Origin of the sequence: Parvularcula lutaonensis (assembly GCF_014651915.1) — a bacterium.
In the GTDB taxonomy this organism is placed as follows: domain Bacteria; phylum Pseudomonadota; class Alphaproteobacteria; order Caulobacterales; family Parvularculaceae; genus Parvularcula; species Parvularcula lutaonensis.
In genome coordinates this window covers 933658-955498 of the sequence record NZ_BMXU01000001.1, presented here as the reverse complement: position 1 = coordinate 955498, position 21841 = coordinate 933658, and the positions used below count along the sequence as shown (strand labels likewise).

The window sequence follows — 21841 nt, the reverse complement described above, 5'->3', positions numbered from 1 at the left end:
GTTCTGAACAGCGCGTGAGGGGTGTGAACTTCGGGTGGGCGTCGTCGTTTTCCTGTCACTATGCAGGACCAACAGAACGCCAACCCCGAGAACCCGGGCGCCTCGCCCTCTGCCGATGCGATCAAGCCGGAGGAGGTGACGAGCATCTCCGACCTGCCGGAATACCTGGCCGACCGCTTCGCCGATTACTGGGACAGCGCGCTGGCGCTGACGCCGAAGCTGATCGTCGTCGCGGTGATCCTGCTCATCACCTGGATGGTGGCGCGGGGCGTCAGGCTGCTGGTCGGTTGGCTGTCGCGCCGGGCCGATACCCGGCCCTCGTTGAGGGACCTGTTCAAGACGCTGTCGGGGGTCGTCGTGTGGCTGTTCGGCGGCTTCGCCGCGCTGACGGTGCTCTTTCCCTCGATCAATGCCGGCTCGATCGTCGCTGGCCTTGGCGTCGGCGGTATCGTGATCGGCATCGCGTTCCAAGACATCTTCAAGAACTTCATGGCCGGTGTCCTGATCCTTGCCCGCAAGACCATGGCGATCGGGGACTACATCCAGAGCGAAAGTGTCGAGGGAAGGATCGAGCACATCACCCTGCGCGATACCTATCTGAGACGGGTCGATGGCGAGCTGGTGCTCGTCCCCAACGCCCATCTCTTTGAAAACCCGGTGCGAGTGTGGACCGACCCCGATTATCGCCGCTACGATATCGTCGTCGGGGTGGGCTATGACGAAGACGTCGCCCAGTGCCGTGAAGTCATCCAGAAAGCGATGGATGGCCTCGATTTCGGCAGCTCGAAGAAGCCTCAGGTCTTCGCCGCGGAATTCGGTGCCAGCTCGATCAACTTCAATGTCCGCTGGTGGGCCGAGCCCGAGCCCCTCGACATGCACAAGAGCCGGGACCAGGTCGTGCAGGCAATCAAGGAGGCGCTGGACGACGCCGGAATCGAGATCCCGTTCCCTTACAGGACGCTCACCTTCAAGGAGCCGTTGCCGATTCGGGGGCAATCAGCCAATGATGATGACGGCGAAAGCCACGGCATGGCCGCGGAATAACCGCATTTTCCATGGAAGCGCCGCCTTGCGCGGCATTTTTGCTTCCCTTACAGCGCGAAAATCATCAAACGCCTCTCTGGACCAAAAGAGAGACGAACAAGGAGTTTCCAATGTCGGACGATATCCAGGCACGCGTTCAGAAGATCACCGTCGAGCACCTCGATGTGGACGCGTCCAAAGTTGAGCCGAAGGCCAGCTTCATCGACGACCTCGGCGCGGACAGCCTCGACATCGTCGAGCTGGTCATGGCGTTCGAAGAAGAATTCGACATCGAGATCCCCGACGACGCCGCTGAAACCATTCAGACCGTTGGCGACGCGATCAACTTCATCAAAGAACGCCAGAGCTAAGCCTCCGGCCCGGCGCGGGTAGGCCGGTGCCGCGCCCTTGGGTTATAGGGTTCCTACGGACCGGCCCCGGGCGTGGTGAGGAGGCCTGATTATGTTGAGACGCGTCGTTGTGACCGGGATGGGCCTGGTCACCCCTCTGGGCAGCGGAACTCGCGAGAAGCCCTGGCAGCAACCTTGGGAAGCGCTGATTTCCGGCGCTTCCGGCGCCCGCCGCATCGATGACAAGTTCGATGTCTCCGATTTGGCCTGCCAGATCGGAGCCCCCGTCCCCCGCGAAGGCGAGGGTGCGTTCAATCCCGACGACTTCGTGCCGCCGAAAGAGCAGCGCCGGGTCGAGGACTTCATCATCTATGGCATGGCCGCTGCCGAGATGGCGCTGGCCGATTCCGGGCTGCCCCTCGATACGGATGAACAGCAGGAGCGTACAGGCGTTCTCGTCGGCTCCGGCATCGGCGGCCTCGAAGGCATTGCCGAAACCACCCAATTGCTGAACGAGAAGGGGCCGCGCCGGGTCTCGCCGTTCTTCATTCCGGCCTGCCTCATCAATCTCGCCTCGGGCCAGATCTCGATCAAATACGGCCTCAAGGGCCCCAACCATTCGGTGGTCACAGCCTGCGCCACCGGCGTGCACGCCATCGGTGACGCGGCGCGCCTGATCGCGCTCGGCGATGCCGACGCGATGGTCGCGGGCGGCGCCGAGGCGGCGATCTGCCGGATCGGCTATGCGGGCTTCCTCGCCTGCAAGGCACTGACGACGAGCTTCAACGACAATCCGACGGCTGCTTCGCGGCCTTACGACAAGGACCGTGACGGTTTCCTGATGGGCGAGGGCGCGGGCGTCGTGATCCTAGAGGAGTACGAACAGGCGAAGGCCCGCGGCGCGCAGATCTATGGCGAAGTGATCGGCTACGGCTTGTCCGGCGATGCCTATCACATCACCGCCCCGGCCGAAGACGGCAATGGCGGCTATCGCGCCATGGAAGCGGCGATGAAGCGGGCTGGCGTCAGCCCGTCCGAGATTGGCTACGTCAATGCCCATGGCACCTCGACGCCGTTGGGCGACGAAGCCGAATTGCGGGCCGTCGAGCGCCTGTTCGGCGATGCCGCCCAAGGCCTCGTCATGTCCTCGACCAAGTCGTCGGTGGGGCACCTCCTGGGTGCGGCGGGGGCGATCGAGGCGATCTACTCCCTGCTTGCGATGAAGCACGGTGTCGCTCCAGCCACGCTGAACCTCGACAACCCCTCTGTGGAAACGCCGATCAACCTTGCGCCCAAGACGCCGGTGGAGAAGACCATCGATTGCGTGCTATCCAATTCCTTCGGATTTGGGGGCACCAATGCGTCGATCATCATGCGCAAGGTCTGACATCATGCGGGACAGCCGCGGCTTCGTTCGGGTTCTGGTGCTGCTGGCGCTGGCGATTCTGGCCGGTGTCGCCTTCGTGGCCTTCGAGGCGACAAGGCGGGTGCAGGCTCCGGGACCCCTGGACGAGGAAGTCGTGGTCTGGATCGAGCGGGGCGACGGGCTGAAGACGGTCGAGAGCAAGCTGATCCGCGCGGGCGTCCTCGAAGGCCCGCAACTCTTCTATTACTACGGTCGCGGAACCGGCCTCGCGGAAAACCTGCGCGCCGGCGAGTTCGTGATCCCGCCAGGCGCGTCGATCAAGGAGGTCGCAGAGATCCTGCGCGAGGGCGAGCCATTGTTGCGCTTCGTGACCGTCCCCGAGGGGCGGACCGTGCAGCAGGCGTTTCGGATCATCGAAGAAGCGCCGGTCCTCGAGGGACCGATCACCCTCGACGTGGCGGAGGGCGACCTCCTGCCGGAGACCTATGCCTACCAGCGCGGCGAGACCCGCGATGCCCTGGTCAAGAGGATGGTCGATGCGCATCGGGAGCTTCTCGACGAGCTCTGGCCCCAGCGCGCGCCGGGCCTGCCGATCAAGACCAAGGAGGAGGCGGTGATCCTCGCCTCGATCGTCGAGAAGGAAACCGCTCTGGCCGAAGAGCGTCCGCGGGTGGCCGCAGTGTTTATCAACCGGCTGAAGCGCGGCATGCGCCTGCAGTCGGATCCGACGATCATCTATGGCATCACCGGCGGCGAGCCGTTGGGCCGGGGCATCCGCCGGTCCGAACTCGATAACGCCGACAATCCGTACAACACCTATCGCCGCGGTGGCCTGCCGCCGACGCCGATCGCCAATCCGGGCCGGGCCTCTCTGGCCGCGGTGCTCAATCCTGCCGACACGAACGATCTGTACTTCGTGGCCGACGGGACAGGGGGGCACGTCTTCGCCGCGACCCTGCGCGAACACAACGCCAATGTCGCGCGCTGGCGTGCCATCGAGCGCGCGCGGCAGAACGGACAATGACCAAGGCGGAGACCTCCGGCCTGCAGTCGATGACGGGCTATGGCGCATCCGAGGGCGAAGCGGGCTCGATCAAGTGGCGCTGGGAGCTGCGCACGGTCAACGGGCGCGGACTTGATGCCAAGTTCAGGCTCCCTCCGGGTGCGGAGGCTCTCGAGCCCGACATCCGCAGCGCGCTGCGGGTTCTTCACCGGGGCACAGTGAATATCAGCCTGAAGCTCGACCGTGCCGAGGCGGCTTCGGCCCTCGTCATCGACGAGGAAGCGCTTGCGGCGGCGGCGAAGGCCATCGGCCGGGTGCAGGAGGTCATCACCTGCGACCCGCCGCGGCCCGAAGCAGTCCTCCAGATGCGCGGCGTGCTGACGACTCCGGCGACGGATAACGGCCTCACACCCAAGGAACTCGCATCGCTCAAGGGCGGGTTTGAAGAGGCGCTCGCGGCCCTTCTCGCTTCGCGCAGGGCGGAAGGCGACCGCGTGCGCAAGCTTCTCGAAGAACGCTGCGCGGAGATGGCCAGGAACATCGCCGCAATCCGCGAGAAGACCGCGACAACTCGTGAACAGATTGCTGAGCGGCTCAAGGCCCAGCTCGGCGAGCTGCTGGCTGACCAGGTGGCACCGGAACGGCTGGCGCAGGAAGCAGCGATGCTCGCCATTCGCGCTGATGTCACCGAGGAGCTCGACAGGCTCGACGTGCACACGGCGTCCTTCCGTGAGTTGCTGAAATCCGACGGGGCAGCCGGGCGGCGCCTCGAATTCCTCACCCAGGAGCTGATGCGCGAAGCCTCGACGCTGACCGCGAAACTCCATACGGCGCACCTCAAGAATGATGGCCTCGACATGAAAGAGCTGATCGACGGCCTCCGCGAGCAGGTGCTGAACATCGCATGAGCAATCCCAAACCCATCGAACGCCGCGGCCTTCTCCTGGTCGTCTCGAGCCCTTCGGGCGCAGGCAAGACGACGCTGTCAAAAAGGCTGCTCGGCTCAGATCCGAACATCACCCTGTCCGTGTCCGCCACGACGCGGCCGATGCGGCCTGGCGAGATCGACGGCAAGGACTACCATTTTCTCTCGGTGGAGGAATTCCGCCGCCGGGAGCAGGAAGGACAGTTCCTCGAAAGCGCCGAGGTCTTCGGCAATTTCTACGGCACGCCGAAGGAGCACGTCTTCAACATGCTGGAGGAGGGGACCGACATCCTTTTCGACATCGACTGGCAGGGGAAGCAGCAGCTCGACGAGCGGGCGGGTGGCGATGTCGTCTCGGTTTTCATCCTGCCGCCGTCACGCGCGGCGCTGGAGGAGCGGTTGCGGAAACGGGCGCAGGACTCCGACGAGGTGGTGGCCCAACGCATGGCGATGGCAGACAGCGAGATCAGCCACTATGCCGAGTATGACTACGTTATCGTCAATGACGACATCGACAAGGCCGATACCCAGCTGCGCGCCATCCTGATGGCCGAGCGGCTGAAACGACGCCGCCAGACCGGCCTGCGGGCATTTGTCGATCATGTGATCAAGCCCCACGACTGATCGCTGCACAAATCCCGCAAGTGAAGACAGGGTGTTAACCGCTCTGCGCTACACCGGGGGCATGACTGACCAGGCCATCGATTTTGATCACCTCGACCGCTACGTCGCTGGCGACGCGGCGCTTCGAGACGAAGTTCTGACCATCTTCGAGGGTCAGGTTGCTCGCTGCCTCCGGCTTCTGGACGTCGACGGCCCGAACGAGGAGTGGCGCTCGATCGCCCACGCACTCAAGGGTGCTTCGCGCGGGATTGGCGCATGGGAAGTCGGCGCCGTCTGCGAGCAGGCGGAAAAGCTGAGCGGCACGCCGGACGATGTTCGCGAGGCGCGTATCGCGCTCAAGCAGCAGATCCAGGCCTGCGTCGAAACCGCCCTCGTCGAGATCAAGCGCCTGCGCCGGACCTGATCGTCGCATCCCCCGAAAAGCAGCATTCTGCCGCGAATCCGTTGGAATCGCTTTTCCTCGGACGGGATTCGGGCCTATCGTTCCGCTCAAGGGAGTGTGAGCGATGCCAACACCCGGTGCGCCCGGCGTGGATCTCGAAAGCCTTCGGGAGCTCATCAATGTCCGCTTGGCCCAGCTGGTCCCCGAGGGGGCCGCTTCTGGGCCTGCCGTTGCGGCACGGCACAGCCTCCTCGCACCCGGAAAACGCCTGCGGGCGATCATCACGCTGAGCGCGGCACGGTCGCTCGGCGGGAAGATAGAGGATGCTCTCGACGCCGCCTGTGCGATCGAGATGATCCACACATCTAGCCTCGTTTTCGATGACCTTCCGGCGATGGATGACGCGGATTTGCGCCGTGGCGTGCCAACGGCTCATGCGATGTTCGGTCAGGATATCGCGATCCTCGCGGGCATTGGTCTCATCAACGGGGCCTATGAGGTGGTGGCGAATTCGAGGGCGATGGATGCCGAGCGGCGTCTGGAGGTCCTCAGGGTCATCACCCGCGCGGTGGGCTGGCAGGGGCTTGTCCATGGCCAGGCGCTGGACCTTTCCTCGGGCGAGAACACGGCAAGCCTCGATGCCATCCACGAAGGCAAGACCGGCGTCCTGTTCATCGCGGCGGCCGAATGCGGCGGGATCGCTGCTCCCGGGTCCACGGATGATGACCGGCGTGCTTTGCGGTCCTATGGCAGGGCGCTGGGCTTTGCCTATCAGGCCTATGATGACGTGCTCGACCAAGTGGCCTGCGAAGAGACAGCCGGGAAGACGACCGGCAAGGATAGCGGCAAGTCGACTGCCGTGCTGGGGAGGCGCGCGAGTATCGAAAGCGCAACGGCGCTTGCGAACCGCCATCTCGATACAGCCGTGAAGGCTGTCGGTGAGGACACGCCGCTGGCCACGCTGGCGGAGTTCATCCGCAGCTATTTCGCCACGACGATCGCTGCCTAGAGCGAGCCGGCAGCGCGGCGCGCTTCTTTCAATTCACGGAGTTTGACACGCAGCTTTTGCGGATCGGGCGCGAGCACGAAACCGAAGCTGACCGCGCCTTCCTTGCAGGTGGTCGCGTGGTGGAGCTTGTGCGCCTGGACGAGGCGCTTCCAGTAGCCCTTCTTGGGCACCCATTTGTAAGGGAAGCGCTGGTGCACCAAGCCGTCATGGACGAAGCTGTAAACCAGTCCGTAGACGGTAATCCCAGCCGCGACGTACCAGAGCGGCGGGAACCATAACCAGCCGATGACGAACAGGGCCATCGCGAAGCTGCCGAAGACGACTGCGAAGAGGTCGTTCTTCTCGAACAGGTTGTCGTGCGGTTCATGGTGGTCGGCGTGCCAACTCCAGCCCCAACCGTGCATGATGTATTTATGCGCCCACCAGGCCCAGCCTTCCATCAGGACGGCGGTGCCGAGGACGAGGGCGATCTTTTGCCAGAGTTCGAGGGTCACGCTGTCACCTCCTTTGTCTGGCCGCGGCGTTGCGGCAGTCTCCACCACGGCTCATGCGGGTAGAGGTGGTGCTCGTGATGATAGCCGAAATGATAGCAGGTGAGGAGGCTGGTGAGCCAGCCATAGCCGCTGCTGCGGGTGCGGTGGTGATCGGCGAAGCTGTCACCCTCGTGCCGGTGCGGGCGGTAGGTGCCGAAATAGAAGAGTTGCACGGCGCTTCCCAAGGCGGGAATGCCATAGAAAAGCACGAGGTTGACTATCGAGGCGTCGAAGACGAGCCAATAGACGAGGACCACTGCGTTCACGAAGAGGAGCGGGCGCCAGCCGAAATGGCGGAGGAAGAACTCCCTGAACCACGGCACGAAGGCACGGGGATGATCGGCGGAGAAATCAGGATCCGCGGCGGTGCCGGGTGCTGCATGGTGCCTGTTGTGGTTGTCTTCGAGGCGGTCGAAATCAAAGCCAGCGTAGAGCGTCGTCACGATCCAGCCGATGGTCCGATTGATGCGCGGCCGACCCGGTGCGAGGCTGCCATGGATGGCGTCGTGGCTGATGATGAAGAGGCCGACGGAGAGCCAGCAAAGACTGAGAACCATCACGGGGATGAGCCATCCGCTCTCCGGGCCGATCTCGAAGACATGGACAGCGTAGACGTGCAGCGTCAGCCAGGCCAAGGTGACGAGGCCCGCCAGGGTCAGGCCGATGACCCCCTGCCGTTGCATCTCTTTTGCTGTCACGAAGGCAAGCCCTTGAGCATGGGGCGCTTCCATAGGTCTGCGCGCGGAGGAAGCTGGCGGAAGAAGAGAGACTTCGAGCCTGCACCCTGGAGGCAGCCAAGGCCCGCAAGGGCGAGCTTGCGGCGGGCCGAGGTTCGGGCGCGCTCCTTCCACGCTTCCGGCCCCTTGGCGCGGATGACCCGGCCGATATCGCGGTAGACGCCGCGGGCAGCGGCGACGGCGAAGCCTGCGCGGATGGGGAGCTTCCTGACGCCGGGTCCTGACGAGACATAGTACTTGTCCGCTTCGTCCAAGAGGCGGATGGCGACGTTCCAGACCGCTTCGCGGTTGCGTTCGTCGAGGACATGGCGCGGTTCGGGTTGCACGCCTGCCTCTTCGAGCCAGTCGCCGGGGAGGTACACCCTGCCAATCGCCGCATCGTCGATCACGTCGCGGGCGATGTTGGTGAGCTGGAAGGCGATGCCCAAGTCGGAGGCGCGATCGAGAGTGTTGTCGTCAGAGGGGTCGATGCCCATGACGATCGCCATCATGACGCCGACGACGCCGGCCACGTGGTAGCTGTAGCGCAGCGTGTCTTCGAGGGTGTCGTAGCTGTGCTGGGCGACGTCCATCTGGAAGCCGCGCAGGAGGTCGTCCGCATGCTGACGCGGCATACCCGTTTCTTGGACAACTTGCTGGAAGGCTTCGAACTGCCAGGTCTTGGGATCTTCGCCACGATAGACCTTGTCGGTTTCCGCTTCGAGGAAGGCGAGGTCTTCGGCGTCGGGGTGGCCCTCGCGGCCTGCAGCCACGGTTTCGCCGAAGCCGAGATTCTGGCCGTCGATGACGTCGTCACAGTAACGGCACCAGGCGTAGAGCATGTGCGCGTGCTTCTTCATCCGTGGACGGAAGAGAAGCGAAGCGAGGGCGAAGCTCTTCGAGCCCTCGGCGATGGCGTCTGCTGAACGTTTGGCGAGGGTGCCGTCCATCAATTCTTACTCCGCAGCCATCGCCTTGTAGCGCTCGGCCATGCCGAAGTCTTCGGCCATCAGCTTTGCCGTGGCCTTGGCCGAGCCGACGACGCCGGGGATGCCTGCGCCCGGGTGGGTGCCTGCGCCGGCGAAGTAGAGGTTCGGGATCTCGTCGTCGCGGTTGTGGGTCCGGAAGAAGGCGGACTGGGTCAGCACGGGCTCGAGGCTGAAGGCCGAGCCGTGGTGGGCGACGAGGTCGTCCTTGAAGCTCTGCGGCGTGATGAAGTGATCGGCAACGATGTGCTTGTTCAGGTCCGGCAGGTAGTGCTTCTCGAGGTAGTCGTAGATCTTCTGCTTGTATTTCGGTCCTTCTACGGACCAGTCGATCGGTGCCTTGCCGAGGTGCGGAACCGGGGAGAGGACGTACCAGGTGTCGTGCCCCTCCGGCGCCATGCCGGGATCGGTGGCCGTCGGCCTGTGGAGGTAGAGGGAGAAATCGTCAGGCAGGTTCGGGCCTGAGAAGATTTCCGCGATAAGCTCCTTGTACCGAGGGCCGAAGCAGATCGTGTGGTGGCGGACGTCTTCGTATTTCTGGTCGGTCGCGAAATAGGCGACGAAGAGCGACATGGAGAAGCGCTTGCTTTTCATCGCCGGGCCCATCTTGCGGCCGCGCGGGGTCTTGCCGAGAAGCTTGTCGTAGGTGTGGACAATGTCGGCGTTGGAGGCGACGCAGTCGAAATCCTGCTCGAAACCGCTCTTGGTGCGGACGGTCTTGAGCTTGCCGCCGACCTCGGTGATCTCCTCCACCGGGTCGCCGATGATGGTCTTGCCGCCAAGGTCCTCGAACAGCTTGCCGAAGGCACGGACGAGGGCGCCCGTGCCGCCGCGCGGGAACCAGACACCCCATTTGCGCTCGAGCGCGTGGATCAGGGCATAGACGGCGCTGGTCTTGTGCGGGTCGCCGCCGACGAGAAGGGTGTGGAAGCTGAATGCCTGGCGCAGCTTGTCGTCCTTGATGAAGTCCTTGACCCGTCCGGCCACGGAGCGTTGTGCCTGCAGCGTTGCAAGGGCGGGGGCCTGCTTGATCATCGACCAGAAGTTCAGGAACGGGACATGGCCGAGCTTGAGATAGCCGTGTTCGAAGAGGGCTTCGGAATACTTGTAGAACTTGTGGTAGCCCTCGACGTCCTGTGGGCTGAGACGCTCGATCTCCTTGACCAGTTTTTCCGTGTCCTGAAAATAGTCAAAGATTTCGCCGTCTTCCCAGGCGAGTCGGTACATCGGCTCGACGGGGAGCAGCTCCACGTAATCCGATAGCTTCCGACCGGAGAGAGCGAAGACTTCCTCGAGGCAGGAGGGGTCGGTGATGACCGTCGGACCGCCGTCGAAGAAGAACTGGTCCTTCTCATAGACATAGGCACGGCCGCCGAGCTTGTCGCGCGCCTCGATCAGGGTGGTCTGGAAACCCATCGACTGAAGGCGGCAGGCGAGGGTGAGCCCACCAAAGCCCGCGCCGACGACGCAGGCCGCCGGTTTCGAGCCGTCATTCGCAGGCTGTGTCAGCTCACTCATCGGGTCCATTCTGACCGCTTCGCTCATGCCCTGTTCGTCCCTTCATGCCACGCCGTTGGCGCATGCGTTAGGCCCGGTATCCGGCGCGGGCACATCCCCGAGAGGTTACGCCCGACACCGCCGGGCGTCGACCTTTGGAACCAAAATCGCGCAATTCATGACAGCCGCAAGGGTACTTCTGGGCGCGGGACAAGATGGCGCGGGAGTCTGGAACAAAAAAGCCCGCTGCGGGAGGCAGCGGGCCTTGGGTCCTGGATCGACCTTCGGCCGTCCAGGATAACCTGGCAGGCTCAGAGAGCTTCCTGCAGTTTCGGAAGCGCTTCGAAGAGGTCCGCCACGAGGCCATAGTCCGCGACCTGGAAGATCGGGGCTTCTTCGTCCTTGTTGATGGCGACGATGACCTTGGAGTCCGTCATGCCGGCGAGGTGCTGGATCGCACCCGAGATGCCCACGGCGATGTAGAGCTCCGGCGCGACGACCTTGCCGGTCTGGCCGACCTGGTAATCGTTCGGCACGTAACCGGCGTCGACCGCGGCACGGGACGCACCGACGGCGGCGTTGAGCTTGTCAGCGAGCGGGAAGATATACTTCTCGAACGCTTCGGCCGAGCCGAGGGCGCGACCGCCGGAAATGACGATCTTGGCGCTGGCAAGGTCCGGACGGTCGGACTTGGTCAGTTCTTCGGAGACGAATTCCGAGACTTCCGGGAAAGGACCACCTTCGATCTTCTCGATGGGGGCAGAACCGTCCATCCCCACGGCCTCGAAGGCCGTCGGCTGGACCGTGATGACCTTCTTGGGGTCGGACGACTGGACCGTCGCCAGCGCGTTGCCCGCATAGATCGGACGCACGAAGGTGTCAGGGCTCTCAACGCCCGTGATGGCCGAGATCTGCATCACGTCGAGCTTGGCAGCGACGCGCGGCATGAAGTTACGGCCGTCGGTGCTGGTCGAGCTGAGGATGTAGTCGTAGTCATCCGCCAAGCGCACGATGAGTTCGGTCATCGGCTCGGCAAGGCGTTTCGCATAGTGCGGATCGTCAGCGTGCAGAACCTTGCGCACGCCGGAGATCTTCGACGCCGCTTCAGCGACAGCGCCAGCGTTCTCGCCCGCAACGAGGACGTCGATGTCGCCGCCGATCTTCTGGGCCGCGCCGACGACCTTCAGGGTCGCGTCGTTCAGTTCTTCGTTGTTGTGGTCAGCGATAACGAGAATGGCCATGGCTTAGAGGACCCCCGCTTCGTTCTTCAGTTTGTCGACGAGCTCTTCGACACTCTCGACCTTGATGCCAGCCTTGCGCTTCGGCGGTTCGGTGACCTTGAGCTTCTTGAGGCGCGGGGTCAGGTCGATGCCGAAGTCGGCCGCGGCCTTCTTGTCGAGCGGCTTCTTCTTCGCCTTCATGATGTTCGGCAGGGAAGCGTAGCGCGGCTCGTTCAGGCGAAGGTCGGTGGTGACAACCGCAGGAAGGTTCAACGCAACGGTCTGCAGACCGCCGTCGATTTCACGGGTGACGAGCAGCTTGTCGCCTTCCTTCTTCACTTCCGAAGCGAAGGTGCCCTGCGGCCAGTCGAGCAGCGCGGCGAGCATCTGGCCTGTCTGGTTGCGATCATCATCGATGGCCTGCTTGCCCATGATGACGAGACCCGGTTGCTCTTCCTCGCAGATTTTCTTGAGGATCTTGGCAACAGCTAGGCTTTCGACCTCTTGGTCGGTGGTGACGAGAATGCCGCGGTCCGCGCCCATGGCGAGTGCCTGACGGATCTGGTCCTGGGCCTTTTCGGGGCCGATCGAGACGACGACGATTTCGTCGGCGATGCCGGCCTCTTTCAGGCGAACGGCTTCTTCGACGGCAATCTCGTCGAAGGGGTTCATCGACATCTTGACGTTGGCGAGGTCGACGTCGGTCTGATCCGGTTTCACGCGGACCTTCACGTTATAGTCGACCACCCTTTTGACAGGGACGAGCACCTTCATGGGCGTCACTCCTTACGCTTGGGGTTTCTATGGTTGGGCCGGGGTCTAGGCGGTGTCAGCGCCCGACGCAACGCGACGAAGGGCTGCTCGGCAGTGTGTGATTAGCGACCCTCGAGATAGGGCATCGGATCGACCCTTTCGACGCCGGGCATGTTCTCGGCAAGGAGTTCGAGGAAGTGCTTGTGGCCTGCGCCGTAGACAACGACCACGCGGTCGCCTGGCTCGGTTACGTCGAGAAGCTTCGAGAAGATCTTGGCGTTGCGCATCATGTAATAGGCGTAGAGCTCGGCGGCTGGCTGGCTCTCGCCTTGGTCGTAGCGGAGCATGTCGTAATAGAGGTCCGCCGAGCTGAGGAGGCCGCGATTGGTCTCCGCGAGGGCTTCGCCGATGGTCATCTCTTCGAAGGAGGCCATGGTCGCTTCGATGCGGGTCTCCATCTCGGCGAGCGTCGCCTGCAGGGCCTCGGCCTCGCCGGTCTCTGCCATGTGGGCCATCAGCTTGCCGAAGGGGAAATAGTCGGGCTCGCCCGCGCCGGGCTGTTCGTCGATGCCGTAGACTTCGTCATGGCCCATGCGGCGGGCAAGGCGGTAGCCGATCTGCAGCTCCTCAGTGGGGTTTGCCAGCAGCATGTCCGGACTGAACCGGGAATAGCCGTCATCGATGAAGCCCGGCTCATCGGTGCTCTCCTCGACGGCGACTACGGTGGGTGCGAAGCGCTCGAGGCGGTCGATGAGGGCCTCCAACTCTGCCTGCCGCTCAGCGGTCAGGACGTCCGGGCCATCGACGTCGATGACGTTGCTGTCGGTCGACTGCATGTGCCAGCTGCCGATTACCATCACCTCGATCGGGGCCTCGTGGGGGCCTTCTCCATGCCCGGTGGAGGCGCAGGCTGTGAGAAGAGCGGCGGAGAGGCCGGGGAGGCCGAGGCGACGGATCATGGAAGACTTCCCTGCTGACGATGACAGGCAGGTAAGGTCAGGGCCGTCGCCTTGTAAGAGTGTGCGGGATTATTCGCCTGACGCGCCGCCGGGGACCCAAAGGACTTCGCCGCCCTTGTCCCGGCTCGCCTTGCGCGCGGCGACGAAGAGGAGGTCCGACAGGCGGTTGAGGAAGGTGGGCACCGGCTCGGAAACCTTGCCCTCGGGCTCGCCAAGCTCCTTCAGTGCCCAGACCGAGCGCTCGGCGCGGCGCGCGATGGCGCGGGCGAGGTGGAGGGCGGGGGCGCCGCCTGGCCCTGATGGCAAGACGAAGCTTTCGAGCGGCGGAAGCTTGTCGTTGATCTCGTCGATCATCTCTTCGAGTTTCTGGATCCGGCCGGGGGCGAGGCGAAGCTCGCCCTTCTGGGTCTCGGGGGTTGCGAGGTCCGCGCCGAGGTCGAAGAGGTCGTTCTGGATGGCCAGCAGCATGCCGCGCAACGCGTCACCGAGGTCGGCCTGCATGGCAACGCCAATGGCGGCGTTCAGCTCGTCCACGTCGCCGATGGCGGCGATGCGCGGGTGATGCTTGGAAAGGCGGTAACTGCCGACAATGCCGGTGTCGCCGCCATCGCCGGTGCGGGTGTAGATCTTGTTCAGGGTGACCATGGCAAGCTTCTAGGCCGTGCCCCTGAGAAACGCCACCGCGTCAGTTCGACAGGCAGGCCACCGCTGTCGTATCGCCGGTGCACTCATAGACCCTCACCCAGTCCACCAGCATCTGGCTCGGTGCAACGTCCGGGGCGACGCCGCCATCATTGACGCTTTCGGGCCAGTTGCCGCCGATGGCGAGGTTCATGATGAGGTAGAAGGGCGCATCGAAGGGTGCGTTCGGATTTCCGGCGCCCGCCGGATGATCCGTGTACCATTCGAAATTCCTGACGGTGAAATGCAGCACGTCGTCGACGAAGAACTGCATGATCCCTTCGGCCCATTCGACGGAGTAGACGTGGTAGCCATCAGCAGGATTGACCTCGCCTGGGAGAGGGGTCTTCTCGTCCACGAACTGGTTGTTCGGCCATTCGCTGCCGAAATGGATCGCGGAGGAGGTGCGGTTCTCACCGGTGGAGCCGCCGCACTGGCTGCAGGTCGCCTTGAGGTTGACCGCCTCCATGATGTCGATCTCGCCGTGAAGGGGCCAGACGGTGCCGTAGGTTTCGCTGTCGGCGAGCATCCAGATCGCAGGCCATGTCCCCTGGCCCGAGGGCAGTTTTGCGCGGACGGAGATCCGGCCATAGGTCCATGACGCCTTGCCGATGGAGCGGACCTGGCCACTGGTATAAGGCTGCGTGTTTGTCGCCGTGTCATTCGGATTGGTGGTCACCGGCAGGGTCGAGCCCGTGAAGCTCTCCTCGAGCGCGACGAGGCGCAGGACGCCATTGACGACTTCGACATTGTCCTGCCGCTGGGTGTAGCACTGGCGTTCATTGTTGCCGCCGCCCCAGCAGGCTTCCTCAGCACTCCATTTCGTGTCGTCGAGAGCCGTTCCGTCGAATTCGTCGGACCAGACGAGGTTCCAGCCCTTGCCGGAAGGCAAGTAATCCGGCCCGGAAGGCGGGGTGCTGGGGACTGGTGGCCGGTCGGGCTCACTTGTGGTCGGCGGAGGGGTCGTGGGCGGAGGCGTGCTGCCTCCCGCCGGGGCGTTGCTGCCGCCAGACGATCCCCCGCCGCCGCACGCTGCCAAGGAGAAGCCGAGAAGCGCGGCTGCGAGAAGCCTGCTCATCGAAGACAAGGGGCGGAGAGAGATCGACCTGGCCATCGGGCAAGCCTGTTGCCGACTCTGACCCGCGACAATCTTTTTGCGGTCAGTGGGTGTGATCCTGCGGTGAATGGGAAACATGCAAAGCCCCTTTGTCCACCGCAGGATAGATGACTACGTTGTCAGTTGCCACCTCGCGAGAGGAGGTAGGCGAGGAGCAGCAGAAGCGCGACAGCGACCGCCTGGGCGGCCACCCGCGCGCGCATCAGCTTGTTCGAGTTCTTCTCCGCGAACTCCCCGCCCTTGGCGAGCGAGTAAATTCCCATGACGAGAAACGCCGTGGTCGCGAGGATCGCGAGAGGGATCAGGAAATACTGAAGTGCGGTGATCATGGAGCTTCCTTCCGTCCGCGTGAGAGGTCAGCGTCCAGTTAGAAGCTTCCGCCGAGGAACAACAGCCAGATCGCCAGCAAGATCGCCGCAGCCGCCGTCGTCGAGATGATGAAGACCCTCCACTGGAACGGACGGTTGCGACCCTGACGCGCTTCGTTCGTGTCGAGATGCTTGGCCATGATGATTAACCCTTTCTGGCCCCGCCCACTGGCGAGAACGTCACTTTTGGAATAGATACGGATGAGAGGGCGCGAGGGTTCCACCCCCGCGTCAAACCTGGCCAGGGGGCCAGACCAGGGAGACGGGTGGGGCATGACGTCTGAAGTGGTCCTGATGAACCGGTCTGCGGTGGCCATGGCCGCCGACAGCGCTGTGACGATCTCCGGGGCGAATTATCTCAAGACATATCAGTCGGTTGATAAGCTTTTCCCGCTGGTCGAAGGCCAGCCGATCGGCGTCATGATCTACAACAATGCCGAGCTGATGAGCACGCCGTGGGAGACGATCATCTCCCTGTATCGCGAGCAGGCGCGGGGCCGGGCGCTGGACACGCTGGACGCCCATGCGCGCGATTTCATCGCTTTCCTGTCGGACAATCCCGAGCTGTTCCCGCAGGACCACCAGGACACCGAATTCTTCAAGCATGTTGCCGTCATTTTCTCGATCATCGCCGAGGATTTCGACTTCCAGCTCGAACAGCTCAAGCAGGCTCAGGCAGGGCGCATCCGCGATCACGTCTCGGCGGTCTTCGCCTATGTCGTCGAGGAGCTCTATGGCGACCTGACCCGAAATCTCGATGGCACGCCGCGCGGGCGCCTCGAAGTCTTCCCGGAGGGGACGGAAGAGCAGCTCCTCCGGCGGTACGGCGCGGAGATTGACGAACTGATCGCGAGCCTCGTCAACGCCCTGAAAAACGAGTTCCCGACCCTGTCGGTGGCCAACGACACCATCGCCAAGCTGCGGGATATCGCGGTGATGTCGGTCACGCAGGATGCGTTCTTCGAGCACTATACCGGCGTCGTTTTCGCCGGCTTCGGACGGACCGAGAAGTTCCCCTCGATGCGGAGCTACCTGACATCGTCCGTGGTCCTCGGAAAGATGAAGAACCGCATGGACCGGGCGCAGGACATGAGCGCGGATTCAGGTCCGGTGATCGCTCCGTTCGCGCAGGACCGGATGATCCGGACCTTCCTGACCGGCATGGACGCGCATCTCAGGATGTTCCTGTTTGGCGAGACCCTGAAGCTGTCGAGCCATCTGGTCGCTGACGTCATCGGGCGCGCGCCGGGCATGAACGACCAGCAGCGCGCGCAGCTGATGCAGGACTATTCCGAAGGCAATCTCGCCAATGCGCTGAAGGCGTTCTTCACTTCGATCGACCAGTTCCAGTACCACGTCCACACCATGCCTATCCTCAGGGCCGTCAGTGTACTGCCGAAGAAGGAACTGGGCGAGACCGCCGCGTCGCTCATCAAGCTCAACTCCTTCCAGCAGAAGGTGATGAACTCGGTGGAGACCGTGGGCGGGCCGATCAGCCTTGCGACCATCACCCGCAATGAGGGTCTGGTGATGGGCAAAGAGAAAGCGGAGCTCTGACCATGGCGGACAGGCTGAAACAGATCTGGGGCGAGTTCGCAGGACGGACGAGCGCGCGGCTGACATCGGTGGATATCGATACGGTGCAGCGGCCTTCCGCTGTCGAGCGGGCCGAGCTGCGCGCCGGTGCCGCGAAGGCCCTGGAGGCAGGGCACGACGACAAGAGCGATGCCGTTCAGGCTGCTTTTGCCGCTCTGCACGCAGACATTCAGCGCAAGGCCAAACGCGGCGGGCGCCGTGGGGGGCAGCCGCAGGCCAGCTTCGACGCGGAGGCGGAAGCGACGAGCTTTCAGGGTCTCGACGACCGGCTGCTCGCAGATCTCAAATTCACCGAGGCACGCGTGCGGCGTTCTGGATCCGACTACCTCGAATATGCGCAGAAATACCATTCCGACAAACTGCGCCGTAAGCGGAAGAAATTCCTCGGGATTTTCTAGGCGCCCCTGCGTGTCATTGCGGAGACGGCGAAGCCGGAGCCCTGAACCCATAGATCGCTGCGTCTGGGTCCCGGAGAAGCGCCTGCGCGCTGTCCGGGATGACAGTGCGAGACATGACTGCGCTAGTTCGGCTCGGGCACCTTGTTGATCGGGCTTGGGACAATCTCTTCGGGCGCCACAAGCGGCGGCACGGCATTCTCTTCCTTGGCCATGATGCGATAGGCCCCGGCAACACGGCGGGCGGCGTCCTCGGCAATGGGTTCGGCGAAGAGGTTCACGCCATCGGGGAACCATTGCTGGCCGAACAGGCGGCGCCTGCGCAGCGCCTGGGGTTCGGGCGGCTGGAAGACGAAAAGGCCGTCGACGCATTCGGCGTCGAGGGTGACGTCGATGAGCCGCCGGGACCGGGCGTCAATCGCGGAGAGCTCTTTGCCCATCGGCGGTGGAGCGCAGAGCTTGCCGACGCCGGACGTCGAGACGTAGCTGCCGCCGGGTCCGAGGGTCAGCGTCCGGGTCCGCAGGCGGTCCTGATAGCCTTCAAAGCGCGCGTCCACTGGCGTAAAGGCGACGATGCAGCGTGGCTGCTCCTCTCCCTCGCAGACCTGACCCTCGAAGAGCCGCGCCGGTAGCGGCATCCCGATGGCGTAGACCGCGGCGGTGCGGCGGATGACGTCCGGGTCGTCGGCGATTCGTTCAAGGAAGAGCTGCCCGGCGAAAAGAGCGCCGTCGCCATAGCCAGCGACGATGACCGGCGCTTCGGGATCAGCCTCCTGCAGGAATTGGGTGAAAGCGGCGCTGATGTCCTGATAAGCCGTGGCGCGGGAAGCCGCGCCGGGATGCTTCTGCGTGAAGCGCGCGAAGATGGTCGGCTGGCGGTATTTCGGTGCCCAGACCGGGCCGAGAGGCTCGAACGGGGTCGCCTCCGCGACGAGAATGACATCCTCGATAAAATCGGCCTGGGTCTCGCGGTCATAGGGCGCGTTCCAGTTCCCGTCGCCGCGATAGACATTCGAGTGGATGACGAAGACCTGCGCGCCGCCATCCTGCGGCCCTCCGCGCCGGAACCATGCCTCGTCCTCCCGGTAATCGGGTGCTGGCGGTGGCGTGTAGCCCTCATAGCTGCGGTCGGGGTTGATCCATGCGAGGGTCAGCTCGTCCTGATAGTGCCAGGCGAGCGCGCCCAGCGCCGCAAAAATACCCAGCATCAGGATCAGAACCAGTCGCAAGGGTGTCAGTCTCCAGATTACGGACGCGGAACTTTTCCCTGTCGCAAGGTCGGTGCTAGCGCCTGTTGAGGCGCGCGCTAAGGCCCTACATGCAGGTCTAACGCGAAATTTGGACTTGCGTGGCATCTAGGACGCGTCGGCGGAAAGATTATGGCAAAAAGCGAAAATCAGGGACGCACCAGGCGCAAGAGAAAACAGGAGGGAGCGATGATCCCCCGCACCGGGCCTATAGCAGGCCTGCGCAACAGCTTCTTTGCGGGCGTGGTCATTGCCGCGCCGCTCCTGATCACTGCCGGGGTGATGTACTGGCTGATCACCGGGCCGCTGGCCCAGGTCGACGGCACGGTCCAGAATTACATCCCCGACGCATGGCTGCCGCCGGCCTGGGCCGATCTCTACGTGCCCGGCTTCGGTATCCTGGTGACGATCGTCCTCCTGACCCTGCTCGGGATGTTCGCAAAGAACGTCATCGGCCGCTTCTTCATCAGCATGGGTGAGGGCCTCGTCGATTCAACACCGCTGGTGCGGAACCTCTATGGCTTCTTCAAGAACGTCTTCGAGATGGGGCTTCAGCAGTCGGAGCAGTCGTTCAAGGAAGTGGCGATGATCGAGTATCCACGTCCGGGCCTCTGGACGCTTTGCTTCGTCGTGACACGGACGAAGGGGGAACCGCTTCACGCGCTGAAAGACATAGGCGACGACATGACCAACGTCTTCGTGCCGACGACGCCGAACCCGACCTCCGGGTTCCTGCTGTTCGTTCCACGGTCGAAGCTTCGTGTGCTGTCGATGTCGGTCGAGGACGGAGCGAAGATGATCTTCTCGGCTGGTCTCGTGGCGCCGGAATTCGTGCTTGAGGACGAGGGGCACAAGCCTGTGGACCTGCACTCCAATGCAGGGGCCTTCAGCTTCCTCAAGCGCAAGAAGACCGAGACCGATCCTGAACTCCAGGAAGCTTACGAACGCGAGGTCGAGGCGGATAGCTGAGGTTAGCCCGCCCGCAGCCTTCGAACCGCATCGTCACGACTGAAGAGGTAGAGCAGCACGCGGAGCGCTTCGCCGCGTTCGGATTGCAGCTCCGGGTCTTCTTCGACGACCATCTTGGCGTCCGCTGCGGCCATTTCGAGCAAGCCCTGATGGTCGCCGAGACTGGCGAGGGTGAAGGTGGGGAAGCCCGACTGCGCCGTGCCGAGAGCATCGCCCGATCCCCGCAGGCGCAAGTCTTCTTCGGCAATCTCGAAACCGTCTTGCGAGTTCCTGAGCACGTTGAGCCTTGCCTTGGTGGTTTCCGAGAGGCCCCCCGGCTCACCCCCGTAAAGGAGGATGCAGCTCCCAGGCTTCTCGCCGCGACCGACTCGGCCTCGCAACTGGTGAAGCTGGGCGAGGCCAAAGCGCTCGGCGTGTTCGATGACGATAACGGTCGCATCCGGAGCATTGACGCCAACCTCGATGACTGTGGTGGCGACCAGCAGCTTGCAGGCACCCGAGGCGAAGCGCGCCACGGCAGCGTCCTTCTCCGGCCCCTTCATCTTTCCATGCACGAGTTCGACCTGGTCGCCGAAGAGGGTCTGGAGGTGGGCGAAGCGCTCCTCGGCCGCAGTGGCTTCGAGCTGGTCATTGGCCTCGACGAGGGGACAGACCCAGTAGACCTGCCCGCCGGCGTCCATCGCGCGGCGAACGCCCGCGACCACGTCATTGAGCCGGGCGAGGGGGATGGCGCGGGTATCGACCGGCTTGCGGCCGGGCGGCTTCTCTCGAATCTGGCTGACATCCATGTCGCCATAGGCGGTAAGGGCGAGGGTGCGCGGGATGGGTGTCGCGGTCATGACAAGGACGTCCGTGCCCTGACCTTTTTCCTGGAGTTTCAGGCGCTGCTGGACACCGAAGCGGTGCTGCTCGTCGATGATGGCGAGGCCGAGGTCTTCGAACTCCACGTCCTCGGAGAACACGGCATGGGTGCCGACGGCGAGCTGGACAAAGCCTTCGGCCAATGCCCGGCGCTTGGCGGCCCGCTCCTGTCCCTTGTCGCGCCCGGTGAGGAGAACGGAGGAAACGCCCGCTGCCTTCAGCATGGGTTCGATCGACTCGAAATGCTGGCGCGCGAGGATTTCGGTCGGGGCCATGAGGGTCGCCTGTGCGCCCGCTTCGATGACCGACAGTGCGGCTAGGACACCAACGGCGGTCTTGCCCGAGCCGACATCACCCTGCAGCAGGCGGACCATTTTCTGCGGACGGGCAAGGTCTTCCTGGATTTCCTGCAGCGCCTTCTGCTGGTCCCCCGTGAGGTCGAAGGGCAGCGCCGCTTTCGCCGCGGCGACGAGGCTGCCATCGCCCCGAAAGCTCCGCCCACCGAGCGAACGCTGGCGCCTGCGGGTCAGGGCGAGAGCGAGCTGGCTGGCGAAGAACTCGTCATAGGCGAGCCTTCGCCTGTGGGGCGTGTCGGGGAGGAGGTCCATCCGCGTTTCCGGGTTGTGTGCCTCACGGATCGCGGTCTGGAAGGAAGGAAAGGCTTCGCGCGCAATGACATCCGGGCGGTGCCATTCAGGAAGATCGGGCACCTGGGCAACGGAATCTCTCACGGCACGGAGCATGATCTTCGGCTGCAGACCTGCGGTCAGGGGATAGACGGGCTCGGCGGAGGGAAGCTCACCGTCCTTGTCCGGATCGACGATGGCGTCAGGATGCACCATCTGGCGCTGGTTGCCATACTGCTCGACCTTCCCGGAAACGATCCGTGTTGCGCCTTGGGGAAGCTGCTTCTCCAGCCAGTCGCGATGGGCACGAAAGAAGACCAGCCTTATACAACCCGTACCGTCAGAGCAAAGAATGCGATAGGGTGAGCGCGGACGGTTCGCAGGGGGAGGCTCGTGCGCATCGACGGTAAGCGTGAGGGTGGCGTGCTCGCCGTCCCGTGTCGCCTCGATGGGCGGCCTGTGGCTGCGGTCGATGACCCCCGAGGGGAGCGTGAATACAAGGTCGATGAGGCGCGGCCCGGCAACCTTCTGCAGGAGCGCCGCCGTCTTCGGGCCGACGCCTTCAAGCGTGGTGAGATCAGCGAAGAGGGGGTTCAGGATCGACGGTCGCACGGGGCACCTTCTGCCCCGTCCTG

At 63.8% G+C, this 21841-nt stretch carries 24 protein-coding genes; 11 read left to right on the top strand and 13 right to left on the bottom strand.

Annotated elements, in window-relative coordinates; genetic code table 11:
- Positions 1-60 precede the first annotated feature (60 nt).
- The 8 genes from IE053_RS04535 to IE053_RS04500 all read left to right on the top strand — a co-directional run bounded on the left by IE053_RS04535 (position 61) and on the right by IE053_RS04500 (position 6682).
- Positions 61-1044: a mechanosensitive ion channel family protein gene (locus IE053_RS04535; protein WP_189572459.1), complete on the top strand. Its 984-nt coding sequence runs from the start codon at positions 61-63 to the stop codon at positions 1042-1044.
- Positions 1045-1154: 110 nt separating this feature from the next.
- Complete coding sequence (locus tag IE053_RS04530; protein WP_189572456.1) at positions 1155-1394, top strand: acyl carrier protein; 240 nt, start codon at positions 1155-1157, stop codon at positions 1392-1394.
- A gap of 94 nt (positions 1395-1488) precedes the next feature.
- Complete coding sequence (fabF, locus tag IE053_RS04525; RefSeq protein ID WP_189574738.1) at positions 1489-2760, top strand: beta-ketoacyl-ACP synthase II; 1272 nt, start codon at positions 1489-1491, stop codon at positions 2758-2760.
- Positions 2761-2764: 4 nt separating this feature from the next.
- Complete coding sequence (gene mltG, locus IE053_RS04520; protein ID WP_189572453.1) at positions 2765-3763, top strand: endolytic transglycosylase MltG; 999 nt, start codon at positions 2765-2767, stop codon at positions 3761-3763.
- Entirely contained in the window at positions 3760-4650 is an 891-nt protein-coding gene (locus tag IE053_RS04515; RefSeq protein WP_189572450.1) for a YicC/YloC family endoribonuclease, read from the top strand. The genes mltG and IE053_RS04515 overlap by 4 nt, the downstream gene beginning before the upstream one ends.
- Positions 4647-5291, top strand: coding sequence for a guanylate kinase (gene gmk, locus IE053_RS04510; RefSeq protein WP_189572447.1), 645 nt, complete (start codon positions 4647-4649; stop codon positions 5289-5291). The genes IE053_RS04515 and gmk overlap by 4 nt, the downstream gene beginning before the upstream one ends.
- Before the next feature lie 61 nt (positions 5292-5352).
- The gene (locus IE053_RS04505; RefSeq protein WP_189572444.1) at positions 5353-5694 is read left to right on the top strand and encodes an Hpt domain-containing protein; all 342 of its coding nucleotides are present in this window, start codon (positions 5353-5355) and stop codon (positions 5692-5694) included.
- Positions 5695-5797: 103 nt separating this feature from the next.
- Positions 5798-6682: a polyprenyl synthetase family protein gene (locus IE053_RS04500; RefSeq protein WP_189572441.1), complete on the top strand. Its 885-nt coding sequence runs from the start codon at positions 5798-5800 to the stop codon at positions 6680-6682.
- Here IE053_RS04500 and IE053_RS04495 read toward each other — a convergent pair.
- The 11 genes from IE053_RS04495 to IE053_RS04445 form a co-directional block, all read right to left on the bottom strand.
- A complete protein-coding gene (locus IE053_RS04495; protein WP_189574735.1) occupies positions 6679-7122 on the bottom strand; it encodes a sterol desaturase family protein in 444 nt (147 codons plus the stop codon). The two genes, IE053_RS04500 and IE053_RS04495, sit on opposite strands and share 4 nt — an antisense overlap.
- Before the next feature lie 50 nt (positions 7123-7172).
- Positions 7173-7913, bottom strand: coding sequence for a fatty acid desaturase (locus tag IE053_RS04490; RefSeq protein WP_229786050.1), 741 nt, complete (start codon positions 7911-7913; stop codon positions 7173-7175).
- On the bottom strand, positions 7910-8881 hold the full coding sequence (locus tag IE053_RS04485) for a phytoene/squalene synthase family protein (protein ID WP_189572436.1): 972 nt from the start codon (positions 8879-8881) through the stop codon (positions 7910-7912). Before IE053_RS04485 ends, IE053_RS04490 begins: the two co-directional genes overlap by 4 nt.
- Positions 8882-8887: 6 nt before the next feature.
- The gene (locus tag IE053_RS04480; protein ID WP_189574721.1) at positions 8888-10435 is read right to left on the bottom strand and encodes a phytoene desaturase; all 1548 of its coding nucleotides are present in this window, start codon (positions 10433-10435) and stop codon (positions 8888-8890) included.
- 290 nt (positions 10436-10725) lie between these two features.
- Entirely contained in the window at positions 10726-11655 is a 930-nt protein-coding gene (locus tag IE053_RS04475) for an electron transfer flavoprotein subunit alpha/FixB family protein (protein WP_189572433.1), read from the bottom strand.
- A gap of 3 nt (positions 11656-11658) precedes the next feature.
- Positions 11659-12408, bottom strand: coding sequence for an electron transfer flavoprotein subunit beta/FixA family protein (locus IE053_RS04470; RefSeq protein ID WP_189572430.1), 750 nt, complete (start codon positions 12406-12408; stop codon positions 11659-11661).
- A gap of 101 nt (positions 12409-12509) precedes the next feature.
- A complete protein-coding gene (locus tag IE053_RS04465; RefSeq protein ID WP_189572428.1) occupies positions 12510-13346 on the bottom strand; it encodes a DUF5694 domain-containing protein in 837 nt (278 codons plus the stop codon).
- Positions 13347-13415: 69 nt separating this feature from the next.
- On the bottom strand, positions 13416-13991 hold the full coding sequence (locus IE053_RS04460) for a cob(I)yrinic acid a,c-diamide adenosyltransferase (RefSeq protein WP_189572425.1): 576 nt from the start codon (positions 13989-13991) through the stop codon (positions 13416-13418).
- Positions 13992-14031: 40 nt separating this feature from the next.
- Positions 14032-15105, bottom strand: coding sequence for a glycoside hydrolase family 16 protein (locus IE053_RS04455; protein ID WP_189572422.1), 1074 nt, complete (start codon positions 15103-15105; stop codon positions 14032-14034).
- 158 nt (positions 15106-15263) lie between these two features.
- Positions 15264-15473 carry a twin transmembrane helix small protein gene (locus IE053_RS04450; RefSeq protein ID WP_189572420.1) on the bottom strand — a complete coding sequence of 70 codons (210 nt, stop codon included), beginning with the start codon at positions 15471-15473 and terminating at the stop codon, positions 15264-15266.
- 38 nt (positions 15474-15511) lie between these two features.
- Positions 15512-15652, bottom strand: coding sequence for a hypothetical protein (locus tag IE053_RS04445; RefSeq protein ID WP_189572417.1), 141 nt, complete (start codon positions 15650-15652; stop codon positions 15512-15514).
- Positions 15653-15785: 133 nt separating this feature from the next.
- Between IE053_RS04445 and IE053_RS04440 the strand changes: the two genes are divergently transcribed.
- Both IE053_RS04440 and IE053_RS04435 read left to right on the top strand, forming a co-directional pair.
- Positions 15786-17069: a hypothetical protein gene (locus IE053_RS04440; protein ID WP_189572414.1), complete on the top strand. Its 1284-nt coding sequence runs from the start codon at positions 15786-15788 to the stop codon at positions 17067-17069.
- Between the two features lie 2 nt (positions 17070-17071).
- Positions 17072-17506: a hypothetical protein gene (locus IE053_RS04435; protein WP_189572412.1), complete on the top strand. Its 435-nt coding sequence runs from the start codon at positions 17072-17074 to the stop codon at positions 17504-17506.
- A 122-nt stretch (positions 17507-17628) separates the two neighbouring features.
- On the opposite strand, the gene IE053_RS04430 is transcribed toward IE053_RS04435, so the two are convergent.
- Entirely contained in the window at positions 17629-18732 is a 1104-nt protein-coding gene (locus tag IE053_RS04430; protein ID WP_189572409.1) for a DUF3089 domain-containing protein, read from the bottom strand.
- 207 nt (positions 18733-18939) lie between these two features.
- On the opposite strand from IE053_RS04430, the gene IE053_RS04425 reads away from it, so the two are divergent.
- Positions 18940-19719 (top strand): DUF502 domain-containing protein, encoded by a 780-nt coding sequence (locus tag IE053_RS04425; protein ID WP_189572406.1) that lies wholly within the window; start codon positions 18940-18942, stop codon positions 19717-19719.
- A gap of 2 nt (positions 19720-19721) precedes the next feature.
- Here IE053_RS04425 and recG read toward each other — a convergent pair whose 3' ends face one another.
- Positions 19722-21818, bottom strand: a complete 2097-nt coding sequence (gene recG, locus IE053_RS04420; RefSeq protein ID WP_189572403.1) for an ATP-dependent DNA helicase RecG — start codon at positions 21816-21818, stop codon at positions 19722-19724.
- Positions 21819-21841: the final 23 nt, after the last annotated feature.